The 26,871-nt window shown below is 37.2% G+C and carries 30 protein-coding genes; 17 read left to right on the top strand and 13 right to left on the bottom strand.

The annotated features are described in order from the left end of the window. Positions 1 to 91 precede the first annotated feature (91 nt). Together LMD38_RS02205 and LMD38_RS02210 are read right to left on the bottom strand one after the other, a co-directional pair. Positions 92 to 568 carry a GyrI-like domain-containing protein gene (locus tag LMD38_RS02205; protein ID WP_016718798.1) on the bottom strand — a complete coding sequence of 159 codons (477 nt, stop codon included), beginning with the start codon at positions 566 to 568 and terminating at the stop codon, positions 92 to 94. Positions 569 to 692: 124 nt separating this feature from the next. Beyond that, the gene (locus tag LMD38_RS02210) at positions 693 to 1,682 is read right to left on the bottom strand and encodes an NAD(P)/FAD-dependent oxidoreductase (protein WP_000829779.1); all 990 of its coding nucleotides are present in this window, start codon (positions 1,680 to 1,682) and stop codon (positions 693 to 695) included. 462 nt (positions 1,683 to 2,144) lie between these two features. On the opposite strand from LMD38_RS02210, the gene LMD38_RS02215 reads away from it, so the two are divergent. The 5 genes from LMD38_RS02215 to pepA all read left to right on the top strand — a co-directional run bounded on the left by LMD38_RS02215 (position 2,145) and on the right by pepA (position 6,619). Then, entirely contained in the window at positions 2,145 to 3,353 is a 1,209-nt protein-coding gene (locus LMD38_RS02215) for an NAD(P)/FAD-dependent oxidoreductase (protein WP_000856615.1), read from the top strand. A gap of 122 nt (positions 3,354 to 3,475) precedes the next feature. Next, positions 3,476 to 3,982, top strand: a complete 507-nt coding sequence (locus LMD38_RS02220) for an NUDIX hydrolase (protein ID WP_000415312.1) — start codon at positions 3,476 to 3,478, stop codon at positions 3,980 to 3,982. Then, on the top strand, positions 3,979 to 4,296 hold the full coding sequence (locus tag LMD38_RS02225; RefSeq protein ID WP_016718797.1) for a YuiB family protein: 318 nt from the start codon (positions 3,979 to 3,981) through the stop codon (positions 4,294 to 4,296). Before LMD38_RS02220 ends, LMD38_RS02225 begins: the two co-directional genes overlap by 4 nt. 86 nt (positions 4,297 to 4,382) lie before the next feature. Then, positions 4,383 to 5,009, top strand: a complete 627-nt coding sequence (locus LMD38_RS02230; RefSeq protein WP_062822306.1) for a 3D domain-containing protein — start codon at positions 4,383 to 4,385, stop codon at positions 5,007 to 5,009. A 125-nt stretch (positions 5,010 to 5,134) separates the two neighbouring features. Continuing rightward, on the top strand, positions 5,135 to 6,619 hold the full coding sequence (gene pepA / locus LMD38_RS02235) for a cytosol aminopeptidase (RefSeq protein ID WP_062822299.1): 1,485 nt from the start codon (positions 5,135 to 5,137) through the stop codon (positions 6,617 to 6,619). 81 nt (positions 6,620 to 6,700) lie between these two features. Here pepA and cdaS read toward each other — a convergent pair whose 3' ends face one another. Continuing rightward, positions 6,701 to 7,306: a sporulation-specific diadenylate cyclase CdaS gene (cdaS, locus tag LMD38_RS02240; RefSeq protein ID WP_001158738.1), complete on the bottom strand. Its 606-nt coding sequence runs from the start codon at positions 7,304 to 7,306 to the stop codon at positions 6,701 to 6,703. 143 nt (positions 7,307 to 7,449) lie between these two features. On the opposite strand from cdaS, the gene LMD38_RS02245 reads away from it, so the two are divergent. Beyond that, the gene (locus LMD38_RS02245) at positions 7,450 to 9,174 is read left to right on the top strand and encodes a phospho-sugar mutase (protein WP_016718795.1); all 1,725 of its coding nucleotides are present in this window, start codon (positions 7,450 to 7,452) and stop codon (positions 9,172 to 9,174) included. Positions 9,175 to 9,281: 107 nt separating this feature from the next. Beyond that, positions 9,282 to 10,169: a UTP--glucose-1-phosphate uridylyltransferase GalU gene (gene galU / locus LMD38_RS02250; RefSeq protein WP_061183246.1), complete on the top strand. Its 888-nt coding sequence runs from the start codon at positions 9,282 to 9,284 to the stop codon at positions 10,167 to 10,169. 41 nt (positions 10,170 to 10,210) lie between these two features. Here the strand turns inward: galU and LMD38_RS02255 are convergent, their stop codons facing one another. Both LMD38_RS02255 and LMD38_RS02260 read right to left on the bottom strand, forming a co-directional pair. Continuing rightward, complete coding sequence (locus LMD38_RS02255) at positions 10,211 to 10,804, bottom strand: biotin transporter BioY (protein ID WP_048553477.1); 594 nt, start codon at positions 10,802 to 10,804, stop codon at positions 10,211 to 10,213. Between the two features lie 50 nt (positions 10,805 to 10,854). Then, positions 10,855 to 11,598, bottom strand: a complete 744-nt coding sequence (locus LMD38_RS02260) for a DUF3298 and DUF4163 domain-containing protein (RefSeq protein ID WP_014893444.1) — start codon at positions 11,596 to 11,598, stop codon at positions 10,855 to 10,857. Between the two features lie 95 nt (positions 11,599 to 11,693). Between LMD38_RS02260 and LMD38_RS02265 the strand changes: the two genes are divergently transcribed. Further along, positions 11,694 to 12,077, top strand: a complete 384-nt coding sequence (locus tag LMD38_RS02265) for a hotdog fold thioesterase (RefSeq protein WP_001140611.1) — start codon at positions 11,694 to 11,696, stop codon at positions 12,075 to 12,077. Between the two features lie 40 nt (positions 12,078 to 12,117). On the opposite strand, the gene LMD38_RS02270 is transcribed toward LMD38_RS02265, so the two are convergent. Next, positions 12,118 to 13,494, bottom strand: coding sequence for a glycine--tRNA ligase (locus tag LMD38_RS02270; protein ID WP_000287154.1), 1,377 nt, complete (start codon positions 13,492 to 13,494; stop codon positions 12,118 to 12,120). Positions 13,495 to 13,841: 347 nt separating this feature from the next. Continuing rightward, a complete protein-coding gene (locus tag LMD38_RS02275; protein ID WP_062822301.1) occupies positions 13,842 to 14,555 on the bottom strand; it encodes a DNA alkylation repair protein in 714 nt (237 codons plus the stop codon). Positions 14,556 to 14,673: 118 nt separating this feature from the next. On the opposite strand from LMD38_RS02275, the gene LMD38_RS02280 reads away from it, so the two are divergent. Next, positions 14,674 to 15,141 (top strand): hypothetical protein, encoded by a 468-nt coding sequence (locus LMD38_RS02280; protein ID WP_000390059.1) that lies wholly within the window; start codon positions 14,674 to 14,676, stop codon positions 15,139 to 15,141. 54 nt (positions 15,142 to 15,195) lie between these two features. Here LMD38_RS02280 and LMD38_RS02285 read toward each other — a convergent pair whose 3' ends face one another. Then, a complete protein-coding gene (locus LMD38_RS02285) occupies positions 15,196 to 16,521 on the bottom strand; it encodes an ArsB/NhaD family transporter (protein WP_000545225.1) in 1,326 nt (441 codons plus the stop codon). A 289-nt stretch (positions 16,522 to 16,810) separates the two neighbouring features. Between LMD38_RS02285 and kapD the strand changes: the two genes are divergently transcribed. Then, the gene (gene kapD, locus LMD38_RS02290) at positions 16,811 to 17,434 is read left to right on the top strand and encodes a 3'-5' exonuclease KapD (RefSeq protein WP_001005369.1); all 624 of its coding nucleotides are present in this window, start codon (positions 16,811 to 16,813) and stop codon (positions 17,432 to 17,434) included. Between the two features lie 41 nt (positions 17,435 to 17,475). Here kapD and LMD38_RS02295 read toward each other — a convergent pair whose 3' ends face one another. Continuing rightward, positions 17,476 to 17,859 (bottom strand): kinase-associated lipoprotein KapB, encoded by a 384-nt coding sequence (locus LMD38_RS02295; protein ID WP_001209341.1) that lies wholly within the window; start codon positions 17,857 to 17,859, stop codon positions 17,476 to 17,478. A gap of 165 nt (positions 17,860 to 18,024) precedes the next feature. On the opposite strand from LMD38_RS02295, the gene LMD38_RS02300 reads away from it, so the two are divergent. Together LMD38_RS02300 and sodC are read left to right on the top strand one after the other, a co-directional pair. Beyond that, complete coding sequence (locus tag LMD38_RS02300; protein ID WP_000982762.1) at positions 18,025 to 18,201, top strand: hypothetical protein; 177 nt, start codon at positions 18,025 to 18,027, stop codon at positions 18,199 to 18,201. Positions 18,202 to 18,269: 68 nt separating this feature from the next. Next, the gene (sodC, locus tag LMD38_RS02305; protein ID WP_000746511.1) at positions 18,270 to 18,809 is read left to right on the top strand and encodes a superoxide dismutase [Cu-Zn]; all 540 of its coding nucleotides are present in this window, start codon (positions 18,270 to 18,272) and stop codon (positions 18,807 to 18,809) included. Between the two features lie 163 nt (positions 18,810 to 18,972). Here sodC and LMD38_RS02310 read toward each other — a convergent pair whose 3' ends face one another. Then, a complete protein-coding gene (locus tag LMD38_RS02310; protein WP_061183242.1) occupies positions 18,973 to 20,124 on the bottom strand; it encodes a MalY/PatB family protein in 1,152 nt (383 codons plus the stop codon). A gap of 117 nt (positions 20,125 to 20,241) precedes the next feature. On the opposite strand from LMD38_RS02310, the gene LMD38_RS02315 reads away from it, so the two are divergent. Next, positions 20,242 to 20,493: a YugE family protein gene (locus tag LMD38_RS02315; RefSeq protein ID WP_000537636.1), complete on the top strand. Its 252-nt coding sequence runs from the start codon at positions 20,242 to 20,244 to the stop codon at positions 20,491 to 20,493. 31 nt (positions 20,494 to 20,524) lie between these two features. On the opposite strand, the gene LMD38_RS02320 is transcribed toward LMD38_RS02315, so the two are convergent. Together LMD38_RS02320 and LMD38_RS02325 are read right to left on the bottom strand one after the other, a co-directional pair. Continuing rightward, positions 20,525 to 21,364: an alpha/beta fold hydrolase gene (locus LMD38_RS02320; RefSeq protein WP_046198672.1), complete on the bottom strand. Its 840-nt coding sequence runs from the start codon at positions 21,362 to 21,364 to the stop codon at positions 20,525 to 20,527. Positions 21,365 to 21,473: 109 nt separating this feature from the next. Next, complete coding sequence (locus tag LMD38_RS02325) at positions 21,474 to 22,466, bottom strand: 2-hydroxyacid dehydrogenase (protein ID WP_014893446.1); 993 nt, start codon at positions 22,464 to 22,466, stop codon at positions 21,474 to 21,476. Between the two features lie 118 nt (positions 22,467 to 22,584). Between LMD38_RS02325 and LMD38_RS02330 the strand changes: the two genes are divergently transcribed. The 3 genes from LMD38_RS02330 (at position 22,585) to yugI (ending at position 24,867) form a co-directional block, all read left to right on the top strand. Beyond that, positions 22,585 to 23,082: an Lrp/AsnC family transcriptional regulator gene (locus LMD38_RS02330; RefSeq protein WP_000255706.1), complete on the top strand. Its 498-nt coding sequence runs from the start codon at positions 22,585 to 22,587 to the stop codon at positions 23,080 to 23,082. Further along, complete coding sequence (locus tag LMD38_RS02335) at positions 23,079 to 24,269, top strand: aminotransferase (RefSeq protein WP_016718788.1); 1,191 nt, start codon at positions 23,079 to 23,081, stop codon at positions 24,267 to 24,269. Before LMD38_RS02330 ends, LMD38_RS02335 begins: the two co-directional genes overlap by 4 nt. A 253-nt stretch (positions 24,270 to 24,522) precedes the next feature. Then, positions 24,523 to 24,867: a S1 domain-containing post-transcriptional regulator GSP13 gene (gene yugI / locus LMD38_RS02340; RefSeq protein WP_000003767.1), complete on the top strand. Its 345-nt coding sequence runs from the start codon at positions 24,523 to 24,525 to the stop codon at positions 24,865 to 24,867. 111 nt (positions 24,868 to 24,978) lie between these two features. Here the strand turns inward: yugI and LMD38_RS02345 are convergent, their stop codons facing one another. Next, positions 24,979 to 25,212, bottom strand: a complete 234-nt coding sequence (locus LMD38_RS02345; protein ID WP_000105788.1) for a DUF378 domain-containing protein — start codon at positions 25,210 to 25,212, stop codon at positions 24,979 to 24,981. Positions 25,213 to 25,486: 274 nt separating this feature from the next. Between LMD38_RS02345 and LMD38_RS02350 the strand changes: the two genes are divergently transcribed. After that, the gene (locus tag LMD38_RS02350; protein ID WP_062822302.1) at positions 25,487 to 26,839 is read left to right on the top strand and encodes a glucose-6-phosphate isomerase; all 1,353 of its coding nucleotides are present in this window, start codon (positions 25,487 to 25,489) and stop codon (positions 26,837 to 26,839) included. Positions 26,840 to 26,871: the final 32 nt, after the last annotated feature.

Below are 26,871 nucleotides of genomic sequence, written 5' to 3' on the forward strand. Positions count from 1 at the left end.
CTTTCTCATTGTAGACAATTATGCTGGATTTGCACAGTGGCTATTTAACGACGAAAGAGAAGATACCATTTGGTATCTTCTCTTTTGTTGTTTAGGCTAATGCAATATAAATATCCAATTGTGCGTTGTTTGGATCTGTTACTTTTTCATCGTATAGCTCGAAGTCTATTGTGAAAGCACGTTTGTTTCCTTTTGACCATTTCCAAATATATTCCCAAGCTTCGCAAACGACTTCAGCAACTGGTCCTTTTCTCGTTGTAAATACCGCATACGTAGCGGCAGGTATTGTTAAAGTTGTCATATTTTCAGGAACGTCTTCTAATGAAGAAACGGGCATACCAATTGTGAATTGATATGTACCAGTTTCATCTGATTCGTAGTTTGAGTAAAAAGCGAATGTTTCTTTCGTTTGTTGATTTGGGATGTGATGCATGATTTGTTCGTGGAAGTAGCGATTCCAAAGCCCGGGAATTTTTCCTTCAGTAGATGCCTCTTTTTCATTGGTCGTCGTAATCGAAATGCCTATTGCTTGAAAAGCTTCTTTTTTTACGATAGTAGGTTCTTTCATTTTTAAATATCCCCCTTATTAAATAGAACGTTTGTTCTTGTTCATTGTAACATATTTTGGAAGGGAACGATAGCGTAATAAAAAAGAACTCCTTCGCATAAAAGGAGTTCTTTTCATTTCTATATTAAAACATACTAGAGCTATGCATCGGTTGAAGCTTTGCGTTTGGATCGAAGTAAGCTTTCGCATTGTTTACCGCTGTCGGTGCTTCACCGAAGCCGCAAGCAATGAGTTTTACTTTTCCTTCATATGTACAAATGTCACCAGCAGCGTAAATGCCAGGAATATTTGTTTCCATTTTCGAGTTCACGAGAATGCTGTTTTTTTGTATATCTAAGCCCCAGTTTTTTATTGGTCCAAGGGAAGAAACGAAGCCGTAGTTTACGATTACATCATCAACATCGATGATAATTTTTTCTTCCGTTTTTACATGCTGAAGAACGACTTGTTCAATTTTGTCATCACCAATGAGTTCTACTGGAACGTATGGTGTGCTTACTTCTGCACGAGAGTTCATTAAGCTTTCTACGCTATGTTCATGCGCACGGAATTTATCACGACGATGAACGATTGTAACTTTGTCGGCGATTGGCTCTAACATCATTGTCCAATCAACAGCTGAATCGCCGCCGCCAAATACTACGACGCGCTTACCAGCAAATTTATTCATATCATCAACGAAATAATGTAAGTTTTTCTTTTCATACTTTGCTGTTCCTTCTAATTCTAAGCGGCGTGGTTGGAAAGCACCATTGCCAGCAGTAATAATTACTGATTTAGAATAGTGAGTTTGCTTATTTGTAACAAGTTTAAATATACCGTCAGCTTGTTTCTCAAGCGTATCAACAGCTTCTTCTAAACAAACGGTTGGATCAAATTTCTTCATTTGCTCTTTTAAGTTATCAACTAATTCTTGTGCACGCACTTTCGGGAATCCGGCTACATCATAAATATATTTTTCAGGGTAGAGCGCGGATAATTGTCCTCCAAGCTGAGGTAAGCTTTCAATAATTTTTACACTTGCTTGTCTCATACCACCATAAAATGCTGTGAATAGTCCTGTTGGACCACCACCAATAATTGTTATGTCGTAAACTTTTTGATTTTCTGCCACTTTCATTCCCCCTATAGATGGAATTTTGATATTGATTTCATATATTGTTCATATGTACACGAAAATCCTGCAAATGATGACACTTTCAAATAAATGATAGCATATTTGAGTTCATAATACTTCTGAAAACGACTGAATTGTGTGTAAGTTTTCGCATAGATGTTTTTTACATTGTATAAAATATACAGAAAGGAAAATACATGAAAAAAAGGCTGAAAAACCCTTGAAAACGCTATGTTATTTTAAAATATTGATAATTCTCCAGACGCTTGAATTCTGGAATAAAACCGACTAATATAGGGAAGTATTATGTTAAATTTCTATGACAAAATTCGTACGATTTTTTGACTGCGTTTTGTTATGATATAGAATGTGATAAATTCCACATTCTTGACAAATAGAGTTTTTAGTACTTGGTATTATTTTTCATTACTATTATATAAAGAAAAGGGTTGTGATTTGGTGAAGACTCCAAAAATCGTAGTTTTAGGTGCAGGTTATGGCGGGATGATTACGACTGTTCGTCTGCAAAAAGCATTATCTGTAAATGAAGCTGAAATTACGTTAGTAAACAACAACAGCTATCACTACCAAGCGACTTGGTTACACGAGAGCGCAGCTGGTACATTACAAGATGAAAAAATCTGTCTAGATATTCAAGACGTTATTGATACAAATAAAGTGAACTTTGTACAAGATACAGTAGTAGAAATTAAAGCTGCTGAAAAACGCATTATCTTAAAAGACGGCGAGTTAGAATATGACTACTTAGTAATCGGTCTTGGTTTCGAATCAGAAACATTCGGAATTACAGGATTAAAAGAGCATGCATTCTCAATCGCTAACATTAATGCAACTCGTCAAATTCGTGAGCATATGGAAGCTAGCTTCGCTAAATATGCAGATGAAAAGCGCGATGAGTTAGTAACAATCGTTGTTGGTGGTGCTGGATTTACTGGTATCGAGTACGTAGGTGAGCTTGCAAACCGCGTTCCTGAACTTTGTAAACAGTACAATGTACCACGTGAAAAAGCACGTATTATTTGTGTAGAAGCTGCTCCAACAGCACTTCCAGGTTTCGATCCAGCGTTAGTAGAATACGCTGTGAAACAACTTGAGAAAAAAGGTGTAGAATTCCGCATCGGTACAGCAATTAAAGAAGCAACTGAAGAAGGTATTATCGTTGCGAATGGCGATGACACTGAATTAATTAAGTCTGAAACAGTAGTTTGGGCTGCAGGTGTTCGTGGTAACGGTATTGTGGAAGAGTCTGGTTTTGAAGCAATGCGCGGACGTGTAAAAGTTGATGAGTACATGCACGCTCCAGGATACGAAGATGTATTCATGGTTGGTGACGCAGCGTTAATCATTAACGAAGAAATTAACCGTCCATACCCACCAACAGCACAGATCGCAATTCAACAAGGTTACAACATTGCGCACAACTTAACTGTGTTAGTTCGTGGTAAAGGCGAAATGAAGAAATTCGTATTCGACAATAAAGGATCTGTATGTTCTTTAGGCCATGACGATGCAATGGGCGTTGTTATGGGCAAAAAGTTAACAGGTTGGAAAGCTTCCTTCATGAAGAAAGTTATCGATAACCGTTACCTATTCTTATTAGGTGGACCTTTATTAGTTCTTAAAAAAGGTAAGTTAAAGTTCTTTTAATATATAGTAGAAAAAGCAGAAACGGCTAAGAGCTGTTTCTGCTTTTTTCATTTAAAAAATATAGTATAATGTATAAAAAGAAAGAATATTCTGTCCGTTCTGGTAGAGGAGGGTACTGCATCATGGAGAAGCGAGGAAAAGTATGGTTAGCTGTCAGTGGCCTAGTAGCTACAAAAGATGGCAGGTGGCTATTCGTTAAGAAGAAATACAGTGGATTAAAGGGGAAATGGTCTTTACCGGCTGGTTTTGTAAATGAAGGTGAGACCGTTGATGAAGCTGTGAAGCGTGAAGTGTTAGAAGAGACAGGTATTGTCGCTCATGTGAAGGGGATCATTGGTGTTAGATCGGGTGTGATTCGCAATGAGATTAGTGATAATATGATTATTTTCCTTTTGGAGCCTGAAGGGGAAGAGATTATTGTACAGGAGAAGGAATTGTCTGAAGTAGCGTTTCTACATCCGGATACGATTGCGGACGATCCAAATACGTCTGTGCTTATTACATATTTGTTAGAAAGACAATCAGAATTACATCTTGAAATGGACAAAACATTAAATCCAGGAGAGCAATTTGGTTATACAGCCTATCACGTATTTACGGCACGTACGAAGGAGAGGGAGAAAGAGTGAGTATACCGGTATTACTTATTTCAATGATGTTATTTTTCATTTTGTTTTTTGGAATTGGATTTTTACTCAACATGATATTGCGAGCGACATGGGTAATGGTTATTGTATATCCGATTGTTTGTATGCTTATTATTAATAAGGCGAGTGTGTGGGATTATTTTTCAAAGCCAAAAGAAACATTCTCTTCATTTGGGACAAGTGTATCGCATTTAGGACAAGCAGATTTGTTTATTTTATCTACTGGATTGGTTGGTGCTGTTTTAGCAGGAATCGTCATTAAGAAACTTCGGAAAAGCGGATATCAAATGTTTTAATCTCCAATGCAATTGGAGATTATTTTTTTGCATATTCTTTCATCGTATAGGGAATGATTAACGATGAAGGAGTGTGGAATATAAAAATGTTAAAACGATATTGTATTCGCATTATGATGACTTGTTTACTTGTATCCGCATTATGCGTAACATGGAATGCTTTCACAGGAGTTTCTTTATTAGATATTGTAAAGAAATATGAGGGAACGAGTGCAAAAGAAGTACATGCAGCAGAAGTTAAGAGAAATGTTGCTCCGAGTAAAGAAGTGATAAATGCTTTAGAGCAGGCAAATGACTGGTCTAAATATCGTTCAATTGAAATGACTGCAACAGGTTATACATCGGGAATTGAGTCAACTGGTAAGAGGCCGGGACATCCGGAGTATGGTATTACATATTCAGGTGTTAAGGCGAAAAGGGATTTATATTCCACAATCGCAGCGGACTTACGCGTATTCCCGATTGGAACAATTTTATTCATACCAGGTTATGGGTATGGTGTAGTAGCTGATAAGGGCGGTGCAATAAAAGGAAACCGTCTTGATTTGTATTATGATACGGTGAAAGATGTTTATAGCCAATGGGGTAAGAAAAAAGTAAATGTGTATATAGTTAAGCTAGGAAATGGTAAGTTTTCAGAAGAAGAGTTAACGATGTTAAATCAAGACGAAACGATGCAAGTGTTTCGTGGTCAATATTTAAAACAAAGATAGTCTAGTGGTAAGTACGCTAGACTTTTTTTATTTTATATAGGATGTAACAGAAGTTAGAATTATCGCATTTTATCGAAAATAAAGTTATAATAAAGATAGAGTAGAGAAATTTAGGGGGTCTGAACATGTTTCACGTACAAAAAGAATTAGGAAGCCATGAAGCGGTGATTGTTGCCTTATTTGAAGAAGAGAAAACGAGTAGTTTTGTACAAGAACTGGACAAAGCGTTTGAAGGACAATTACAAGTTTTATTAGAAGAGAAAGAACTTTCTACGAAGAAGAAAGCTATTTCAAAAGTACATAGTTTAGGAAAAACAGAGGTAAAACGCTATTATTTTGTTGGTTTAGGTAAGAAAGAATCTTATACGACAGAAACATTACGTGCGGCTCTTGGTAAGGCATTTAAAACATTGCAAGCAGCAAAAGTACAAGATGCAGCAATCTTGCTTGATTCTTTCGTAACAGAGAAATTAGACGCGATTGATGTCGCTCATATTGCAGCAGAAGTACAAGGCCTTGGTACATATGAGTTACAAACGTATAAATCAGATAAAAAGGATCGTGTGGAGCTAGAGAAGTTCACGGCTATTACAGCGGAAGATACACAAGAAATTGAAGCTGCATTAACAGTTGGCTACGTACATGGGCGTGCAACAAATTCAGCTCGTACACTTGTAAATATGCCGCCAAACGTATTAACAGCGAAAAAGCTCGCTGAGTATGCTGTTGAGTTAGCCGAGAAGTATGATATGGATTATAAAGTTCTTGAGAAAGAAGAGATGGAAGAGCTTGGTATGGGTGCGTTACTTGCAGTAAACCAAGGTAGTGTAGAGCCACCAAAAATGATCGCTCTTATTTATAAAGGAAAAGAAGAGTGGACAGATGTTATTGGATTCGTTGGAAAAGGAATCACATACGATACAGGCGGTTATTCTTTAAAACCACGTGAAGGCATGGTCGGTATGAAAGGTGATATGGGCGGTGCGGCTGCTGTATTAGGTGCGATGGAAATTATCGGTGAACTTCGCCCAGAGCAAAATGTGATCGCTGTTATTCCATCAACAGATAACGTTGTAAGTGGTACAGCATTTAAGCCAGACGATGTAATCACATCTATGAGCGGAAAAACAATTGAAGTATTAAATACAGATGCAGAAGGTCGCTTAGCATTAGCTGACGGTATTACGTATGCTAAAAAATTAGGTGCAAACTACCTTATTGATGTTGCGACATTGACAGGTGGAGTAATTGTTGCACTTGGAAATCATACGACAGGTGCAATGACAAACAATGAAGAGTTATTCGAGCAAGTACTAGAGGCATCTATGGAAACAGATGAATCAATTTGGCAATTACCGATTTTTGATCGTGATAAAGAACGCGTGAGAAACAGTAAGTTTGCTGATTTAAATAACTCACCAGGCCGCGAAGGACATGCGGTTATGGCAGGTACATTCCTAGGTGAATTCGCTGAAGATACACCTTGGGTACACTTAGACATCGCTGGAACATCTGAATCATCAGGAGCGCATGATTTAGGACCAGCTGGAGCGACAGGTGCAATGGTACGTACACTTGCAACACTTGTTGAACGTTTCGGAGAAGAATAGGATAATAAGAGAAGGCTGTTCCTACATTTTGGAACAGCCTTTTTTATTGATATATGGTGTTACGGCCGATGTAATTTTACTTTATAGAGAAATTGTATATAAAGTCCCGTTTAAAGCAAAGGAAGTGCGGCCCGTTTCTTCAGAGACAACTAAAATAAGGGCATCGCTTTTTTCTGATAAGCCAATTGCAGCTCTGTGACGTGTTCCGAGTTCAGGATCAACTTCTGTACTTTTCGTTAATGGAAGAATATTAGCAGCAGAAACAATATGGTTATTTTTAACGAGAACGGCTCCGTCATGAAGAGGGTTCCCTGGATAAAAAATCGATTCGAGCAGTGGTGCGGTTAAATGAGCATGTAATGTTGTTCCAGTTTGAATACAAGATTCAAGTGGCTCGTTTCGTTCCACAACAATAAGAGCACCATGTTTTCTGGCACTTAAATGTTGAACAGCTGTTGTAATGAACTGTGAGCTTTCTGTATAAGGTGATAAATACGCTTGAATATAGTATGTAGCTGCCAGTGTTTGTACATTTGCTAACATATGATGAATATCTTCCATCTTGCACAAAATACATTCATCTTCTTTATCAATTGCCTGCCTCATAATTGATAATTCTTTTTCAGCAATTTCAATCATTTGCTTTGTTTGTATTTTGAGCTCTTCTGACAAGCCCCATTCTTGCATAATCCTCATTCCCTTTAGTGGAGTATTTAATCATAGTGTATACAAATATTCCTAGTAAAATCCTGTTAGATTGTAAAAAATATTGAGATACAGGTTGTTTTTTTCATATAATAAAGGTATGACAAGCGAGAGGAGATAGAAGTATGAACTGGAAACAAGAATTTAGTCGCTGGCTTTCATATGCAGAGTTAGATGCAGAACTAAAAGAACAGTTAGAAAACATGAAGCAAGATGAGAAAAAAATCGAGGACAGCTTTTATAAAAATCTAGAATTCGGCACAGGTGGTATGCGTGGTGAACTTGGTGCTGGTACGAACCGTCTGAACGTATATACAGTTCGTAAAGCGACACAAGGATTAGCGAAGTTTATTGAAAAGTTAGGTGAAGAAGCGAAGAAACGTGGTGTTGTTGTAGCGTATGATTCTCGCCATAAATCACCTGAGTTCGCAATGGAAGTTGCTGCTACACTAGGTGCACACGGCATTACAACATATGTGTTTGAAAGCTTACGTCCAACGCCAGTGCTTTCTTTCGCAGTTCGTCATTTACATACAGTGAGTGGAATCGTTCTTACGGCAAGTCATAATCCGCCTGAATATAACGGTTATAAAGTATACGGTGAAGATGGTGGGCAGTTGCCTCCAAAAGAAGCTGATGAATTAATTAGCTACGTAAACGCAGTAGAAGATGAATTAACAGTTGAGGTTGCTGATGTGGAGCAATTAAAAGCTGACGGTTTATTACATATTATTGGACAAGAAGTCGATGATGCATATGCTGCAGAATTGAACAATGTCATTATTAATAAAGAAATGGTACAAAAGGTTGGGAAAGACTTAAAAATCGTCTTCACACCACTACACGGAACATCAAATATTTCTGTACGCCGTGGTTTAGAAGAAGTTGGATTTACAGATGTAACAGTTGTAAAAGAGCAAGAGTTACCAGATCCGAACTTCTCTACAGTAAAATCACCGAACCCAGAAGAGCATGCAGCATTTGAATATGCAATTCGTGACGGTGAGAAGGTAGGCGCAGATGTGTTAATCGCAACGGATCCTGACGCAGACCGTCTTGGTGTAGCAGTTCGTAATCACGATGGTGAGTTCCAAGTATTAACTGGTAACCAAACAGGTGCATTAATGCTTGATTACTTATTATCTCAAAAGAAAGAAAACGGAACGCTACCAGAGAACGGTGTTGTATTAAAAACAATCGTAACGTCTGAAATTGGTCGTACAATCGCGAAAGCATACGGTTTAGATACAGTTGATACGTTAACTGGATTTAAATTTATCGGTGAGAAAATTAAACAGTATGAAGAAAGCGGACAATACGAATTCCAATTCGGTTATGAGGAAAGCTATGGTTATTTAATCCGTCCATTCTGCCGTGATAAAGATGCAGTACAATCTGTTCTATTTGCATGTGAAGTAGCTGCATACTACAAATCACAAGGTAAAACGTTATACGATGGTCTATTAGAAGTGTTTGAGAAGTACGGTTTCTTCCGTGAAGATCTTGTATCGTTAACGCTAAAAGGAAAAGATGGAGCGGAACAAATTCAAGAAATGATGGCAACATTCCGTGAAAATCCTCCGAAAGAAGTAGCGGGCTTAACAGTTGTAGCAGTTGAAGACTATAAAGCGAGCATTATTACATCTTTACAAGATGGACATAAAGAAGAGATTCACTTACCGAAATCAAATGTGTTAAAATATCAATTAGAAGATGGTTCTTGGTTCTGCCTACGTCCATCTGGAACTGAACCGAAGATTAAGTTCTACTTCGGTGTTCAAGATAATTCTTTACAAAATAGTGAACAAAAGTTACTTACTATTAAAGAAGATATTATGAATCGTTTATAATATAAAGTAATTTTAAGTAGTAAGGAACAAAAGGGAGCGAGATCTCCCTTTTGTTTTATGTAGGAAATGATTGCTATGAATTCCGACAGGAGAGAGGGTATTTTGTGATGAAAAAAGTAAGAAAAGCGATAATCCCAGCAGCTGGATTAGGAACACGTTTTTTACCAGCAACGAAAGCGATGCCGAAAGAAATGTTACCGATTGTTGATAAACCAACTATCCAATACATTGTAGAAGAAGCAGTAAAATCAGGAATCGAAGATATTATTATCGTTACTGGTAAAACGAAGCGTTCTATTGAAGATCATTTTGATAATGCATTTGAGTTAGAGCAAAACTTATTAGAAAAGAAAAAGTATGAGTTACTTGAAAAAGTACAGGCTTCTTCAAAAATGGTAGACATTCACTATATTCGTCAAAAAGAACCAAAAGGATTAGGTCACGCTGTTTGGTGTGCGCGTAAATTCATTGGTGATGAGCCATTTGCTGTTTTATTAGGTGATGATATCGTTCAAGCTGAAAAACCATGTTTACGTCAATTAATTGAAGAATATGATAAAACGCTTTCTTCTGTTATTGGTGTACAAACGGTTCCAGAAGATGAAACACACCGTTACGGAATTATCGATCCGTTAGAGCAGGAAGGACGTCGTTACCAAGTTCGCAATTTCGTTGAGAAACCAGCAGCAGGTACAGCACCTTCAAACTTAGCAATTATGGGACGTTACGTTTTAACACCTGAAATCTTCATGTTCTTAGACCAGCAACATGTTGGTGCTGGTGGTGAAATTCAGTTAACAGATGCGATTCAAAGCTTAAACGAAATTCAACGTGTATTCGCTTACGACTTCGAAGGAAAGCGCTACGACGTAGGTGAAAAGTTAGGATTTGTTCAAACAACAATCGAAATGGCACTACAACACCCAGAATTACGTGATGACATGGTTACGATGATGAAGAAAATTTTAGAAGAACAAACGAATCAAGAGTCTTAATATAAAAAAGGAGTTGTTCCAGTAGGAACAACTCCTTTTTCTTATGAAATCGTCGAATGAGAATGCTGATAAGCGGAACGGCGTACAGCATAGTATATACGAGGTGCGATAATAGCACCGATAATGGTAAATGCAATATCTTTTACTGCAAACCACATCATAATCATCCAAGCAGCTTTATAGCTCATATTACCACCCATGAAGAGATTGACTGCTCCGTACATGTAAGTAGTACCGATAATATACGTTAAAATGATTCCTGTGAACGAAGCAATTGCAAATGTACGAAATGTCGGTCGTTCCTTTTGTTCTACTAATTTTCCTGATACGTAAGCAACGATAATAAATGCAATAATAAAGCCACCAGTAGGATCTAAAAGTGCTCCAAATCCAGCTTTGAAGTTAGCGAAGATTGGCGCACCTGCTACTCCAACAAGCATGTAAACGGTCATTGATAATGCACCAAGTCTACTTCCAAGAAGAAGCCCTGCTAAAATTGCGAAAAATGGTTGCATAGATAGTGGGACGCCCGCTATTTGTAAGAATGGTGCCCAAGATACAATATTTGCACCAATGGCCATAAGAGCAACGAACATGGCAGCTAATGCTAAATCTAAAACATGAAATCTTCTCATAATGTTAACCTCCTGTTGTTTTTAGGTTAACATTATCGTAGCGAAAAGATTTACTTGTTGTCAATTAAAATATTTTGATAAGAAGGCTTCAAATAGTCTCTTAACAACGTATAAGGAATACGAAATTGCGGAATTCCACTTGAATAAGGGGCAATCTCATATAAAGGGAAATAAATGACGAGATTGTCCGGTTCTAAAAAGAAGTGGAACTTTTTCGTGCTCATGACTTTTTCAGATGCATCCGGAAAATAAATACTTTCATTTTGTTTAATTTGTCTTACAATCTCAGCACGAATTACTTCTTTGTATGCATCTTTTTGTTGAAATAAATCGTCTAAGTGTAGTAACTTTTTTTCGTTTAAATCGAATGTGTTTGCCTTCCACGTATAAAGACCATGTGCTCCGCCTGTATATTGATAGTAATTCAAATATAGGCTAAGAAAAGGTGGTTTATTTAAAGAGACTTTATAATCAACATTCGCCACGTACGGATGAAATGGTGTACTTGATCCTTCTGTTTCTTTATAATATTTTTTTGCGTCTTTTTCTAATTTGGTTTTAAATTTGTCAGTAGATTTTTTGTAATAGAAATTGAGCTTATTTTGAAATTTAGAATCGGAAAAGTTATGAAAAGAAGGTCTGTTAATTTGATATTCTATATAAGGTTTCTTACCTTTTTGTGTGACAGTCTGAACATCGATTGTCAGGTTGGATGCTTTGGCTACTAGTGCACAATTTGGTACAATAGTCAGCAAGGAGCACATAAGCAGTAATATACAAAATTTCTGTTTCATTTAGGTGAAACCTCCTTATATAAGTGTTATAAGTAGTTTGAAAATAAATAGGTAAAATTATACATTTTATTAAAGTAAGAGAAGGGGGAAACGATATGGCAAAAACTTTAATGGATTCACTTGGAATTGAGTTGTTAGAGATGACAGAAGATAAGGTGGTTGCTACGATGCCCGTAGATGAGCGTACGCATCAGCCATTTGGATTTTTACATGGTGGTGCTTCTGTTGCGTTGGCGGAAACAGTAGCAAGTGTCGGTTCATACAATTTAATTGATCAAGAAAAATGCATCTGTTTCGGTCTAGAAATTAATGCAAATCATATTCGCTCAAAGAAAGATGGAATTGTAACAGCGATCGGAACACCGATACATAGAGGAAACTCAACGATGGTTTGGGATGTACGTATCATTGATGAGAATGACGATTTATTATGTATTTCAAGATGTACAGTAGCAATTAAAGAAAAACGTGAAAAGTAAAAAAAGAGGCGCTCATTAGAGCAGCCTCTTTTTCTTATAATTAGAACTGGATTTTCTTCTCTAAGAAACCTTTTAGTTCGCTAATTGGCATACGAACTTGTTCCATTGTGTCACGGTCACGTACTGTAACAGCTTTGTCTTCAACTGAGTCGAAGTCGTAAGTGATACAGAATGGTGTACCGATTTCGTCTTGACGACGGTAACGTTTACCGATAGAACCAGTTTCGTCAAAGTCTACCATGAAGTCTTTAGCTAGTTCTGCAAATACTTCAGTAGCACCTTCAGATAGCTTTTTAGATAATGGTAAGATAGCTGCTTTGTATGGTGCTAAAGCAGGGTGGAAACGAAGAACTGTACGAGAATCGTTTTCTAATTGCTCTTCTTCGTATGCATCACATAAGAATGCTAATGTTACGCGGTCAGCACCTAAAGATGGCTCGATGCAGTATGGTACGTAACGTTCATTCGTTTGTGGATCAATATAGTTAAAGTCTTCGTTAGAGTGTTCCATGTGACGTTTTAAATCGAAGTCTGTACGAGATGCAACGCCCCATAGTTCGCCCCAACCGAATGGGAATTTGAATTCAATGTCAGTTGTCGCGTTACTGTAGTGAGATAATTCCTCTTCACCGTGGTCACGAAGACGCATGCTTTCTTCAGTCATACCAAGTGAAAGTAACCAGTTCTTACAAGTTTCACGCCAGAATGCGAACCACTCTAAATCTTCACCAGGCTTACAGAAGAATTCAAGTTCCATTTGTTCGAATTCACGTGTACGGAATGTGAAGTTACCAGGCGTGATTTCGTTACGGAAGCTCTTACCGATTTGGCCAATACCAAATGGAAGCTTTTTACGCATAGAGCGTTGTACGTTTTTGAAGTTTACGAAAATACCTTGTGCTGTTTCTGGACGAAGGAAGATTTCGTTTGTGCTAGACTCTGTAACACCTTGGAATGTTTTGAACATTAAGTTGAACTGACGGATTTCAGTGAATTCTTCACTACCGCAATCAGGACATTTTACTTCATGTTCTTTCATTAAGTCAGCCATTTGGTCGAAAGTAAGACCATCAACAACCATTTCGATGCCTTTTGCATCTAATGCATCTTCAATTAATTTGTCAGCACGGTGACGCGCTTTACATTTTTTACAGTCGATCATTGGATCGTTGAAGTTACCAACGTGACCAGAAGCGATCCAAGTTTTTGGGTTCATTAAAATAGCTGCGTCTAAACCAACGTTGTATGGGGATTCTTGAATGAATTTTTTCCACCAAGCTTTTTTAACGTTATTTTTTAATTCGATTCCAAGTGGACCGTAATCCCAAGTGTTTGCAAGACCACCGTAAATTTCAGAACCAGGGAAAACGAAACCGCGATGTTTCGCTAAGTTTACTACTTGTTCCATTGAATACATAATAAAATCCTCCTTTTGAAAGTTAACGTATTGGCGATGACGTGCTCAGGTAACTTGTGAAACGAGCAGTATATGCTTTAAAAAACATAAAAAAACGCTCATCCCAAGGCTTTATTGCCTAGGGACGAGCGTTTGCCCGCGGTTCCACCCTAGTTGATACACAAAAGGTGCATCCACTTTATCACGTATTGCTCGAGACTGCCGTTTCCTTGCGGCTTCAGGCTTTCACTATCCCTGAATCGCTTTTTGTGCAAGTACTTATAAGTCCGTCATCGCTACTTATATTAATAATAATGAACATATTCTAACACGTTCTTTTTTAAATCTCAATAGAGGAACGCGTCTATCTACGATAGAGTCTCGCCTATTTTTTCGTTATTTATTCCGTAATTTTGTTTAATGTGCTTAATTGCTTCACGCCTGCTGAGCGGGGCAAGCTCGTTATTTTGCACGTATTCCCAAACGACATCGGGCTTTGTTTTTGCATATTCGCGAAGTACCCATCCAATCGCTTTTTGAATGAAAAATTCTTTCGAAGAATGTAGTTGTCCAATAACCCAAAAAAGAAGTTCTTCATCCATCTTTTGTTTATATTTTAGCTGGAATAAAATAGCGGCGCGTTGTAACCATATGTTATTTGATGCAATCCATTTTGGAATATAGGCAGAAATCAATTCGGGATGTTGTAAAAAAATAGTACCTAAAAATGTAGGGACGATGCTATCGACAGTGTCCCACCAAGATTTTGTTACAATGAGTTCTTCTAAGAAGGGGATATGCGTTTCGTTTATATGCTTTTTATATTTTTGCATCATATCGAGTGCGGCTGCCTGAAATTCTCGTTCTGGTAAATCCCAAAGCTCACGTACGATAACTTGGAAGTCTTTTTGGTCTGGGAGCGTATGTATTTGAATGACGTCTTTCAATAATTGTCTTCTCTCGGGAGTTTGAATACCAAGAAACGGGAAGTGATTTTTCATATAACGTGCCATCGGTTCTGCTTTTTCTGGGTTTTGATTTGCTATGAAGTGCTCTTGTAATGCTTTTACAAATGGGTGCATAAGTACATTCTCCTCTCTTATTATCTTGCTTATTTCATTATACAGAGAGTTTGGTTGAATTTTAAAACATAACTTGCCATGTAACGAAATATGTTGAAAGTAGAGAGGAGAGGATAAGATGGAAGATCAAGGCGTACTAGCAGGTTTCTTTGCTCTTAGTTTTGCGTTTATTCTTGTTATCATAATTTGGGCAATTATTTCGTATTTGTTAACGGCTTTTGCACTGTATACGATGGCGAAAAATGATGGTGCAACGGATGGGGTTCTTGCTTTTATTCCTTTTATAAATAGTAAAACGTGGGGCGATTTAGCAAAAGATAAATTACCAGATTTCTTGAAAGAAGAAGCAGGATGGAAAGTATTCGGCATATATGTCGCGTGTTTCATTTTTAATTTTGTACCAATTATAAGTATACTAGCAACAGCTGTATCGATTGTGTTGTCCATTTATCTCATCTACGCTATCTTAGACAGATATGGAACGAACTCTATATTATTTACAATTATTCATGTCATCACATTTTCGGTGTTCTTGCCGATTCACTTGTTCATTATTCGAAATGAGCCGGTGAGGTATAACGAGTAGTATATGTAATATTTGAGATAGAAAAAGCGCCCTGAAAGCAGGGCGCTTTTTGTGCTACATAAGGTAGCGTACATAAATATAAATATGAGAAATGATTAATGAAACGATCATAATTGGGAAACCGACTTTTAAGAAGTCCATGTAGCTAAATTTATGTCCTTCTCGGCTTGCGATACCTGCAACGATTACGTTAGCAGAAGCGCCGATTAATGTTCCGTTTCCGCCTAGACAAGCACCTAATGCTAATGCCCACCATAATACGTCGATTTGCGCGTCAGCAGGTGATAAACCTAATCCGACAGCCATATCGTTAATAAGAGGAATCATTGTTGCAACGAATGGAATGTTATCAATCGTTGCAGAGGCGATACCAGATACCCATAAAATAAGGATAGATGCGTAAGAAATATCTCCGCCTGTTATGCCAATTACTTTTTGAGCTAACATTTTAATAAGACCGATATCGATAAGTCCTCCAACGAGTACGAATAGTCCTGCGAAGAAGAAGATTGTTACCCATTCTACACTTGCGAATACTTCTTCAATTTCATGTTCTTTTACACCGATTAACATAAGTACAGTAGCACCAGTTAAAGCGATGATAGCTGCATCGACGTGGAAAATGGAATGGGTCATGAAACCTACAATTGTAAGTCCAAGTACTGTTAAAGACTTTTTCATTAATACTGGATCTTTAATGTATTGTTTTTCATCTAAACTCATTAATTTTTTAACTTGTACAGGATCAGCGATTAATTGTTTGCGGTACATGAAGTAAAGGATTGTCGCTGTCACACCAATGATAATAATTACGATTGGCGCTAAGTTTAGCAAGAAAGCATTGAAATCTAAATGCTTATTGGCAGAACCAATCATAATGTTAGGTGGATCACCAATTAATGTTGCTGTTCCCCCGATGTTTGAAAAAATAATTTCAGAAAGTAAATAAGGAACAGGATTTACTTGCAGTATGCGCGTAATAGATAAAGTAACTGGAACAACAAGAAGTACAGTTGTAACGTTATCTAAAAACGCGGAACCAAGTGCAGTAAGTAAGGAAAGTGAAATTAAAATTTTAATTGGATTTCCTTGCGCTCCTTTTGCTGCTTTAATGGCAACGTATTGGAAGACGCCCGATTTACTCGTAATGTTCACCAAAATCATCATACCGATGAGTAGTGTAATCGTCCCCCATTCAATATGTTTCGTAAAGGCATTGTGTAAATCAACAACCCCCATAATTACCATGAGTGCTGCGCCAAGAAGTGCGATGACAGCGCGATTAATTTTTTCAGAAATAATAATGGCATATGTAATTAAAAAGACTGCGATAGCAAAATAATACTGCCAGTTTGCGAGCTCTTGCGTTGTTTCGTGCAAAACTCTCATCTCCTTTCATTCACTTTTCTTAGTGTGTCAAAAATTAACTAGATGAAACACACATAACGTCATTATAAAGTAGAAAAATGTCGGATGTAAATGAAAGGGCTTATTTTGTTATATTTTCTGCAAAGGTTACTTTTTCTTATTTTTAAAAATATTTGCGGGCATTTGACATATATATAAGATACATCCAATCTGAATATTTAAAATGGAATTAGCATTCGAGCTTGTTCGTGTAGGAGTGTCAAATAGAAAGGAATGACAAAGATGATAAGGAAGGGATCGTATGAATGAACAACAATTTTTATTTTTGGATTTTGAGTTTACGATGCCCCAGCACAGAAAAAAACCAAAAGGATTTTTCCCGGAGATTATTGAGGTAGGACTCGTTTCGGTTGTTGGCTGTAAGGTAGAAGATACGTATTCAGCTCATGTTAGGCCGAAAACTTTTCCATCTTTAACGGATCGATGTAAGAAGTTTTTAGGGATTAAACAAGAAGTCGTAGATAAAGGAATTTCGTTTCCAGAACTCGTTGAAAAACTTGCAGAATATGAAAAGAGATGTAAACCGACCATTGTTACGTGGGGAAATATGGATATGAAAGTGTTGAAGCATAATTGTGAAAAAGCGGGAGTAGATTTTCCTTTCCAAGGACAGTGTCGTGATTTATCACTTGAGTATAAGAAGTTTTTTGGTGAGAGAAATCAAACAGGACTGTGGAAAGCAATTGAGGCGTATGGAAAAGTAGGGACGGGTAAGCATCATTGTGCGCTAGATGATGCGATGACGACGTATAATATTTTTAAGTTAGTAGAAAAAGATAAAGAGTATTTAGTGAAACCAGCACCTCCAACATTAGGGGAACTCGTTGATTTTTCAAAAGTGTTAAAGAAAGTGAGTACACAGTAACGACCAAATTGCACAGTATGTAATTTGGTCGTTTTGTTTTTTTAAAGTTTGTAGTCTTTTTTTAATTGCTCTAATGTTTCTAGACTACGAACTGCAAAAGGTGAATCATCTTCAGAAAATGAATTCATTTGAGTTTCTAATGCTAATTTGAGTGAATCTGTATAATCTGGAATTTCTCCTTCATATTTCTTCACCATTTGCTCTGGAATGTTCGTCTGTTCACGAAAAGCTAAAGCACGTCTTTCGTGGAAAAATGGTACGTCAGCTTGTTTTACGTTATGTAAGTCACCTTGCACCGGATGTTTTAAAACAGCTAATACTTTTACGACGTAACTGCCAGGGCGGCTATTTGTAACTTCGCCAATGTATTTTCCCGTTTTATAAATACCAGTAACGATTTCGCCAATTTCAAATGTTTCTCTCATATTTTTCACCTCAAGTTTATAGTAAGGAAAGTAGGAGAAGGAGTCAAAGAAATCATTCGCGTTCGGAATGCCCCCTTGAGAATGTGGATAGGTTCCACTATAATTTAAAATAATATAACAGAAAATTCTGATGTTTTGCGAATCCTATAATAAGGAGTGATTTATATGATGCCATTATATTTTCCGGAAGATAAAACAGAATATATTATTCCAGGGATTGTTTGTGTTCTATTTATTATCGGTGCGGTTGCCACGTGGCGTATGTTCATTCGTGTATCAAAACGAGAAGCAGATCGATTACAGAAAGTTGAAGAAAAGCTGTTAGCTGAAAAGAAACAGTAACTCATTTTTGTATGTTTCCCTCTATGCTCGGACAATCTAAGGGCAGAATGTATTTTGGAGGGAATAAAATGAAAAAACGGCTTTTTTTCAGTTGTTGTTTACTATTTCTGATGGCAGGTTGTGACCAAGGAAAGCCGAAAGAAATTGACGTGAAATTACATAATGCTTCAGGTGATGAAGTGGGGACTGCGAAAGTAGTGCAGCAAACAAGCGGAGTAAAAATTAAGATTAAAGGGGAAGGGTTCACACCTGGCCCACACGGCATACATGTACATGAAATTGGTGAGTGTAAAGCACCGCGTTTTGAATCATCTGGGAATCATTTTAACCCTGATAATAAAAAGCATGGACTCCTTAATCCGAAGGGTGCAGAAAACGGTGATTTACCGAACGTAATTGCAGACGGTTCCGGGAAAATTAAAGCAGAAATTGATGCGCCACATATAACGCTTGAAGAAGGGAAAACGACGATTCATAGAAAAGATGGAGCGTCTATTATTATTACAGAAAATGCTGATGATGGTATGACACAACCGACAGGTAAATCAGGTGATCGAATTGCTTGTGGGGTTATTGTAAAAAAAGCGTCGGATATGAAGAAAAAGTAAAAGCTACCGTGCGCGGTAGCTTTTTTGTAGTGTAAGTGAAAATATATCGGCGATTATTGGAATATATCGACCGTAACTCAAAATATATCGGCGATTTTTAAAATATATCGACTTACCGACAAAATATGACAAAGGAGGCTGTCCAAAATAGCCTCCTTTCTTATTATGAAAACGTATGGCGCAGCCTATTTAAAATTTCTTCTAAAACAGACCTTGGACAGCCGATGTTAATTCGAATATGTTCTTCGCCGCCTAATCCGTATTTCTCACCAGGTTCAACAATAATTTTTCCTTTTTCTTCGAGCAATTTAGTGCGCTCATCTTGAGAAAGCTGTAGGCGAGAGCAATCAATCCATAACAAAAAGCTACCTTCTGGCTTCGTTACGGAAAGAGCAGGTATGTGATCTTTCATATATTCACAAGCGAACTTAGCGTTATCTTCTATATATAATCGAATTTCATTTAGCCAATCGTTACATTCTGTATAGGCACTTACCATCGCTGTATAGGCAAATGTATTTAATCCGTGGAAGCCTTGTCTATATTGGATAGATGTAAAGGCTTGACGGAGTTTTTCATTTGGAATGATAATAATCGATGCTTGTAATCCAGCGATATTAAATGTTTTACTTGGAGCCATACAAGTTATCGTGCGCGCTGCTAGTTCTTCAGATAAAGAAGCGAACGGTGTATGTGTATGATTTGCGTAAATAATATCGGAATGAATTTCATCTGCGACAACGATTACATTATATTTTGTACATAAAGATCCAAGCTTTGTTAATTCCTCTTTCGTCCAAACACGCCCTATCGGGTTGTGAGGACTGCAAAGAAGCATAAGTTTGACGCCTTGTTGAAATTGCTTTTCTAAATGTTCGAAGTCTATCGCATATGTATCATTGTGTTTCTGTAATGGACTTACGCATAATTGTCTATTGTTTGTTGTGACCATTTCGAAAAATGGGGGATAAATAGGTGGTTGTACGAGAACGGATTCGTTTTCCTTTGTGAAGGCCTGTATGCTCGCACTAAGAGCTGGAACGATTCCGGCGCTAAAGACAATCCATTCTTTTTGAATATCCCAGTTGTACTGTTTTTTTGTCCAGTTACAAATAATATCGCCAATATTTTCGGGAGGAAGTGTATAGCCGAAAATAGGATGCTCGATACGTTGCTTTAAAGCAGTTTGAATTGGTTGAGGTACTTCAAAATCCATATCAGCAATCCACGCGTGGATAAGTTCTTCGTTTTTATATGTATCCCATTTTGTACTATGAGTTCCACGGCGATTGACTGCTTTATGAAATAGTTGCATAAGTTTGCTCCCTTCTTCTGTAAAACCGTTAAGTTATGAAAGTTCTCTCTCTTCTTATAGAATAGCTGATGTGATAGGATAAAGAAAAGTATTAAAAAGTGAAAAGGCGGGAAGCGAATGGGTACATATGAAAAGATGATAGAGGTTGTGAAGAATTGGGATCCGTTTCAAATGGGACCGGAGTTTTATGAAACAGAAGCGAGCGATGTTGTGAACGTCGCAAGTGTGTTTGATGATTCAAAATACATCGCAAAGAAGATTCAACATATATACTTTATGTCTTTTGAGGAAGTACCTGCGCTTGAAAAATGTGAGAAGTTAGCTGTGGAATTACTTGTAATAAAAGAAGGCGGAAGTTGTTCATTGTAGGCTGTCGGAATTTCCGACAGCCTTTTTGATATTATTGCGCAGAAAAAGCGATAATTTCTTCATAAACATGTTCCGGTTTTTCTTCAGGTAGTAAATGCCCTGTATTTTCGTAAGAAATAAATTTCGAATTCGGTAAATCTTTGTGCAGACGATGACCTACATGTACAGGGACGACCCGATCTTTTTCACCCCAAATGAGTAGCGTAGGTGTTTCGATTTTTTGTAATTCAGTTGAAGATAAGTCACCTTCACGATCTCGTATCATACGAGTTAAAGCGGGGAATATACGGTTGTCATAAAAAGGAGCGGAGTAACCAGCCTTCATTTCATCGTCAATTAATGAATGATCATGAACGACATTCATTAAGTTATGAACAATGCCGCGCCGTATAATCCAATTCTTTACGTATAAATGAAAGAACGGTAAATAAGAAGAATACATTAAAGGTAAGTTTGCCCGTGCTAAATAACTCGAGCTACATAGTAAAATTGTCTTTGAAATTAATTCAGGACGTATACGGTTTACGTAAAGTGAAATTTGGCCGCCCATAGAATGTCCAACTAACACAATGTTTGAGAGAGATAAGTGTTCAATTAAATCGATTATAATCGTTGCTAAATTATGATAAGAATACTTAAATAGATGAGACTTATCACTCTTTCCGAACGGTGGTAAATCAAGAGCAATGACTGTTCCTTCTTTCGATAATAAAGGAATAAGACGGCGGTAGCTGAATGAGGAAGATAAAAAGCCGTGAACGAGTACGAAAGTAGGACGTTCTGTTTTATTTTCATGTTCATACAATTCGTAATGAACAGTAGTGCCGCGAGTGGAAAAAGTGAAATAAGGACAAGTAGATTCGTGATTCATTTTTTGTCACTCCATTGATTTTTGTTCATATCATTTCCAAGGCAGAAAAAAATATGTTAACAAAAAAAGGCAAGATGACGATGTCATCTTGCCTTTCGTATATTCAGTATTACCCGCGAACAATATTAGGCGGTGTTTTTCCTTGTAACGCTGCAACTAAATTTTCAGCGGCGGTCATAGCCATTTGTTGCCTAGTTTTTAATGTTGCAGATCCGATATGTGGTAAGGTCACAACATTTTGTAAGGATAAGAGCGGATTATCTTTTTGAATCGGCTCTTGTGTAAAAGTATCGATGCCTGCTGCAAAGATTTTCTTTTCTGTTAACGCATGAATTAACGCTTCTTCATCTACTGTTTTCCCGCGAGAAGCATTAATGAAGATAGCTGTTTCTTTCATGAATGAAAATTCCTTTTCTCCGATAAGATGGTACGTTTCATCTGTTAATGGAGTAAGAAGAACGATAAAGTCAGACTGTTTGAGTAGCGTCTGTAAATCACAATATGTAGCATCGAATTTTTGTTCAGCTTCTTCTTTTCGGCGACGGTTATAATAAAGAACATCCATATCAAATCCGAATTTCGCTCGTTTTGCAACAGCTTCACCAATTCGGCCCATACCGATAATGCCGATTGTACTATGGTGTACATCTAGCCCAAAGTGCTCTTTTCCAATTTCCGCATTCCATTTACCATTTTTTACGTAGGAGTCGAGTTCACAAACACGACGACCAGCAGATAACATAAGAGCAAAAACGAGGTCAGCTACTGTATCATCTAGTACGTAAGGTGTATTTGTTCCGAGGACATTGCGCTTTTCCATCGCTTGTAAATCAAAATTATCGTAACCGACAGAAATGTTGCTTACTACTTTTAAGTTAGGAGCCGCCTCCAATAATTCTTCATTAATAGCAGATCCGAAATTTAATAAACCATCTTTATCTTGTATTTTCTCTAGTAGAACATCACGAGGTACCTTCTCATTTTGCTCCCATTTTTCATAATCACAGTGTTCTGATAAATAGTTTTCTACAAATGTTGGAACTGGTTCAGCAATATAAACTTTTGGTTTCACGGTTCCATCCCCTTTCGCTTTATCACGCATTTATCCGCTGATTAAAGTTTCACTTTATTTTGACATAATTCACTAAAAAAATCTTCTTTTCAAACTGGAAAGGCTATTTGTATAATTTAGACACAAACGAAAAGGAAGGATGATTTATATGGTGACAGAAAAAGAATTAGAATTATTAGCTTGTCTTGAAAAAAGTAGTCGATTAACTGTAGATACATTAGCGAAGCTGTTAAATATAGAAGTAGAAGAAGTAAAGAAAATGGTTGAAAAATTAGAAGCGGAAAAGATTATCGTGGATTATGTAACACATATCGATTGGACGAAGGTGAAAGAACATACAGGTTTAACGGCAATGATTGATGTGAAAGTTACGCCAAAGCACGGCGTTGGGTTCGATGCGGTTGCTGAGCAAATTTATCGCTATTCAGAAGTGAAATCTGTGTATTTAATGTCAGGGACATATGACCTTTCTATTACATTAGAAGGAAAGACAATGGGAGAAGTGGCGATGTTTGTTTCTGAGAAATTAGCAACAATTGAATCTGTCGTTTCTACGACAACGCATTTCATTTTGAAGAAGTATAAACATGAGGGAATTATTTATGAAAAAAACGATGATGATAAGCGAATTGTGGTGACACCATGAAGCAATTTGAACTATCTAGAGCAGCGGAATCTTTACAACCATCTGGTATTCGAAAGTTTTTCGATTTAGCAGCAAATATGAAAGGTGTTATTTCGCTTGGAGTAGGAGAGCCTGATTTCGTTACACCTTGGAATGTGAGGCAAGCATGTATCCGTTCTTTAGAACAAGGATATACGTCATATACAGCAAATGCAGGATTATTGGAGCTCCGTCAAGAAATAGCAAAGTATCTAAAAAAACAATTTGCAGTTTCTTATGATCCAAACGATGAAATCATTGTTACAGTTGGAGCAAGTCAGGCGTTAGATGTAGCGATGCGCGCCATTATAAATCCTGATGACGAAGTACTCATTATTGAGCCAAGTTTCGTTTCTTATGCCCCGCTTGTGACATTAGCTGGAGGCGTTCCAGTTCCTGTGGCGACTACTTTAGAAAATGAATTTAAAGTACAACCAGAACAAATTGAAGCAGCTATTACAGCGAAGACAAAGGCAATTTTACTTTGTTCACCAAATAACCCAACAGGTGCAATGTTAAACAAGTCCGAGCTTGAAGAAATAGCAGTGATTGTTGAGAAGTACAATTTAATCGTATTATCTGATGAAATTTATGCAGAACTTGTATACGACGAAGCATATACAAGTTTCGCGAGTATTAAAAATATGCGCGAGCATACGATTTTAATCTCAGGATTTTCAAAAGGATTTGCAATGACAGGATGGCGTCTTGGTATGATTGCAGCTCCTGTTCATTTTTCAGAATTAATGCTCAAAATTCACCAATATTCTATGATGTGTGCACCGACGATGTCTCAGTTCGCAGCACTTGAAGCGTTACGTGCGGGGAATGATGAAGTAATTCGGATGAGAGATAGTTATAAGAAACGCCGTAATTTTATGACGACATCTTTTAATGACATGGGATTAACGTGTCATGTGCCAGGCGGAGCATTTTATGTCTTTCCTTCCATTTCTTCAACCGGACTATCTTCAGCGGAATTTGCAGAACAGTTATTATTAGAAGAAAAAGTGGCTGTTGTACCTGGAAGTGTATTTGGCGAAAGTGGCGAAGGGTTTATTCGTTGTTCGTATGCAACATCGCTTGAACAGCTTATGGAAGCAATGAAGAGAATGGAACGGTTTATAGAGAATAAAAAAAGGACAAAACACAATACGTTTTGTCCATAAAAGGGGGGGAATACTAGAAAGCCATGTGTTAGTATTCTATCCTAATATTGGAGAATTATACTTACTTAAGGAAATTTTTTCATGAATTTTGAATGAGCTCTGTCATAGTGGTATAATTTACTAATATAAGGTATGCGTATCTTGAGTTGCTTTACTTAGGGTACGTATTAACTAATCGGATATTTAACAATAAATCATCTGCTTTGCTATCTACAATTGTAGAGAAAATGGTAAACGTATGGGAGTGTTTCATATGTCAGAACAATATACAACAGGAGTGGTTGTAACAGGGAAAGTGACTGGGATTCAAGATTACGGTGCATTTGTAGCGTTAGATGCAGAAACACAAGGACTTGTGCATATATCTGAAATTACAAATGGATATGTAAAGGATATTCATGACTTTTTAAAAGTCGGCGATACAGTAGAAGTAAAAGTACTTTCAATTGATGAAGAACACAGAAAAATGAGTTTATCGTTAAAAGCGGCGAAAAGAAAACAAGGACGGATTCTTATACCGAATCCATCTAAGGACGGATTTAATACGCTGCGAGAAAAGCTAACAGAATGGATTGAAGAGTCCGAGTTAACAAAGTAAAAGAGGAGCGCATATGAGCGTTCCTCTTTTACTTTTTCTTATGATATATATTTGCAAATATGATTGCATGCAATCATATTCGTATGTCGAAGGTGAGTAAGGACATACTGACTAGCGAATTTCGTTCGTTTCTGGGTGAGTACCAAGATTTTCTGATGGTTTAAAGAGTAAACCAAGATTGATCAGCCCAGAAATACCGACGATGCCGTAAATAATACGTGCAAGAGCTGAGTTTTGTCCACCGAAAATAGCTGCCACTAAGTCAAACTGGAAGAACCCGATTAATCCCCAGTTCACAGCGCCAATTACAGTAAAGACTAATGCGATACGTTGCAAAGTACTCATGAAAAAGCCCCCCTTAATTGTGAAGCATGAGCAAGCGATGAGTTAATTAACTCTTTTATAGAATGGTGTAGTTATGTTGTTTTTATACATAAAAAATGTTTGAAACAGGATGTATATACATCTATACCGAAAAATGCGAATTTTTATGCAAAAAATGAACTTTTTTTAAAAAATATATATTGGTTGCGTTTACAATTGGCTAATCGCTTGATTTACAACTTCAGTTTCGCTAAAGTGAATACAGAAATACATATCCATAATTGGAGGGAAAAAGATGAGTACACATGTAACGTTCGACTATTCTAAAGCGTTATCCTTCATCGGTGAACATGAAATCACTTATTTACGTGATGCAGTGAAAGTAACACATCACGCAATCCACGAAAAAACTGGAGCTGGGAACGATTTCCTTGGGTGGGTAGACCTTCCGCTTCAATATGACAAAGAAGAATTTGCTCGCATTCAAAAATGCGCAGAAAAAATTAAAAATGACTCTGACATTTTACTTGTTGTAGGTATCGGTGGTTCTTACCTAGGAGCACGTGCAGCAATTGAAATGTTAAACCATTCTTTCTACAACACACTTTCTAAAGAACAACGTAAAACTCCACAAGTGCTATTTGTTGGACAAAACATTAGCTCCACTTACATGAAAGATTTAATGGATGTATTAGAAGGTAAAGACTTCTCTATTAACGTTATTTCCAAATCAGGTACAACAACAGAGCCTGCACTAGCATTCCGTATTTTCCGTAAGTTGTTAGAAGAAAAATATGGAAAAGAAGAAGCTCGCAAACGTATTTATGCAACGACAGATAAAGCGCGTGGTGCATTAAAAACATTAGCTGATAATGAAGGTTACGAAACATTCGTTATTCCAGATGATGTTGGAGGACGTTTCTCTGTATTAACGCCAGTTGGTTTATTACCAATCGCAGTGAGTGGCTTAAATATTGAAGAGATGATGAAAGGTGCAGCTGCTGGTCATGATGACTTCGGAACATCAGAACTAGAAGAAAACCCAGCTTACCAATATGCAGTAGTTCGTAACGCTTTATACAATAAAGGAAAAACAATTGAAATGCTTGTTAACTATGAGCCAGCACTTCAATACTTCGCTGAGTGGTGGAAACAGTTATTTGGTGAAAGTGAAGGAAAAGATCAAAAAGGTATTTTCCCATCTTCAGCAAACTTCTCAACTGACTTACACTCATTAGGTCAATACGTTCAAGAAGGTCGTCGTGAATTATTTGAAACAGTTCTAAAAGTAGGTAAACCTACACATGAACTAACAATCGAATCAGAAGAAAACGATTTAGATGGATTAAATTACCTTGCTGGTGAAACTGTAGACTTCGTAAACACGAAAGCATACGAAGGTACATTACTTGCACATAGCGATGGCGGAGTACCAAACTTAATCGTAAATATTCCTGAATTAAATGAGTACACATTTGGTTACCTTGTATACTTCTTCGAAAAAGCATGTGCGATGAGCGGCTACTTATTAGGCGTAAATCCATTTGACCAACCAGGAGTAGAAGCATACAAGAAAAACATGTTTGCTTTACTTGGTAAACCAGGATTTGAAGAATTAAAAGCAGAATTAGAAGAGCGTTTAAAATAATAAAAAGCGGCCGGATCCGGCCGCTTTTTATT

The organism is Bacillus pacificus (assembly GCF_020861345.1).
GTDB classification, from domain to species: Bacteria; Bacillota; Bacilli; order Bacillales; family Bacillaceae_G; genus Bacillus_A; species Bacillus_A pacificus.